This window comes from Enterovibrio nigricans DSM 22720 (assembly GCF_900167155.1).
GTDB lineage: Bacteria > Pseudomonadota > Gammaproteobacteria > Enterobacterales > Vibrionaceae > Enterovibrio > Enterovibrio nigricans.
Genome location: NZ_FUXU01000194.1, coordinates 1 through 2,166, shown reverse-complemented (window position 1 = coordinate 2,166; position 2,166 = coordinate 1). Strand labels below are relative to the sequence as shown.

Here is a 2,166-nt window from a genome sequence, read left to right as displayed (position 1 = left end):
ATTCTTCTGGATAGCGTTTTCCGCTCATAGCAACACCTCATAGTTTGTTCAATTATATAGCTATTGAGTGTCTAGAGAAGCGGGGTCTTACCACCCCAAATATCTTTTATTGTTTCTGTCATACCTAAAACCCTCCAACAAACGTATCGACAAACCCTTTGAAATCATCGGCAAACATGTTTCCACGAAGGGAATGCGCGATTTTCCAAAGCTGTTTCTTTAGCTCTTTTTGATGTTGTTCGACCATGGGAGTTCAGTTACATACAGTTGAGTTGACGATATTGTAACTGAATTGAGGGGGTAACTAGAGTGCAGAGATCATTTTAAACTATGAAGTGGCTAGAAAGGCTGAAATTACGCGCTGCTTGAAAGCTCCTAATCGGAGTTCATCGAGCGTGCTATAAGACCCTGCAGATTGAGTATCATTACTAATAGCATTGCTCCAGTTCAATTTTGAACTCACTTTATCTCGCTCTTCTAAGAGGCTATCAACACTTGAGTAAGCGCGGTGAAACCCTAACTCAAACTCCATCGAGCTATCTATTTTTGCAAACATGCGAGACTCTGGAATGTCTTGTTCAATCCGCTCCGAAAACTCTATCAGGCTTTGCTCTGCAAAAGTGAACAGCCACGCTTGTTGGTTTATCAATCCGTTTACTCTAAGGATTCGTCCAAGTACCTGCCTAAAATACAGCTCAGTTTTAACAGAACTCATGTGACAACAAACTTGAAGGCGAGGGATATCCGTGCCTTCGCTAATCATTCCAACGCTTACAATCCATTGAGCATTACTTTGACGATAGCGTTCTATTTCTGCTAAAGGTTCTTCGTGGCGGTAAGTGACGATTGAGACTGTTTGAGCATACTTTTGAGATAGTATCTCTTTAATTGTTTGCGCATGCTTAACTGATGAAGCCACAACCAATCCTCCCGCAGTTGCTGACAGTGTACGTATCTCTGCCAGCTTTTTACAACCGAGCCCAAGCAGGTACTCCATCGCTTCTTGGTTGTTTATGATACTTTGATAAGACGTTTTGGTCTGCTTAATCATTTCGGGTATAGAAGAAAATGATTCAACCTTTTCAGCACTGGTCACTGATAGGTGCTCACTATCAACTAGAACCAAATATGGAGATCGACAAACTTTGTCAGCAATGGCTTGTTTCAACGTATATTGGTAATCAACGAGAAGTTGCCCGTTAGGTGTGCTGTATTCCCCCATAACTATAGGTAATGCATCTGAACGCCACGGAGTTCCTGACATGGCAAGTGTATAGGTAGCGAGCCCTTGAATCTTAGTGAGTACTTGTTGACCCCAAACATTAGCGTTTTCTATATCTGAACCCGAGCAGTGATGAATCTCATCAAAGACAGCAAACACTCGATGGTTACGGAGGGTTTGCCAAAAATCATTATTAAGAAACTGAATTGATTGATATGTTAGGGATTGCCCGATAGAACCAAGACCACCGTTAAAGGTGCAATTCAGGGTATGTGAAAAGGTTCTTTTTATACCGTCTGAAACCGTTAATGACGGTGAAAAACACAAGACAAGATCGACCATATCATTTTGCAATAATCTCGAAGCTACCGTTGCTGCAAGTACAGTTTTCCCTGCTCCTGGTGTTGCTTGGCAAAAGAAGTGAGGTTGGTTCGATTTAAATTTTGCCAAATGCTCTTTCTGAGCACTCTTGCTGCCATTTTCTTAGCACGTATATTGGCCTTCAGAGATGGTTTTGAGCACATTCGTTAAACCATTCACCTTTCCAAGCAACTGGGCAGAACGCTCTTTTGCTTGGTCAAGAAGTGGAATCAGCTTTGGCTCTAATTCTGGAAAGCGGCAATTAAGGGATTGGTACTCTTCAATCTCTCCAAGAACAATCTCCAACTCACATTTGTACTGATCACGCTCATGGCTTAATACTGAATAGTCAGGAGTCAAAGCTATATCAACGTCAACAGAATCTTGCCTCGGTTTAACCAGAAGGGTTTTAAAAAGGCCTGTCTGAAAGTACTTTTTTTGTCGGCCACTCCCTTCATTACGTAACCAATTGTTCTTCATAAAGCGTAAGATTTGTCGGTAAATCCTTCGACGAGCGTCATCTTGTCAACGCCGACTTAAAACTGATCCACTTAGCGACGCTATCGCCGAAGTAAAATTGACCC

The 2,166-nt window shown here is 42.0% G+C and carries 1 protein-coding gene and 2 pseudogenes; all 3 read right to left on the bottom strand.

Going from position 1 to position 2,166, the window contains the following annotated elements; translation table 11 throughout:
* Positions 1-124 precede the first annotated feature (124 nt).
* Complete coding sequence (locus tag B5D35_RS25365) at positions 125-247, bottom strand: SAM-dependent DNA methyltransferase (RefSeq protein WP_198557155.1); 123 nt, start codon at positions 245-247, stop codon at positions 125-127.
* Between the two features lie 81 nt (positions 248-328).
* A pseudogene (locus tag B5D35_RS23475) lies at positions 329-1,712 on the bottom strand (DEAD/DEAH box helicase).
* Positions 1,706-2,104 (bottom strand): annotated as a pseudogene (locus B5D35_RS23470) (hypothetical protein); the annotation flags it as partial. The pseudogenes B5D35_RS23470 and B5D35_RS23475, both read right to left, overlap by 7 nt.
* Between the last annotated feature and the right edge of the window lie 62 nt (positions 2,105-2,166).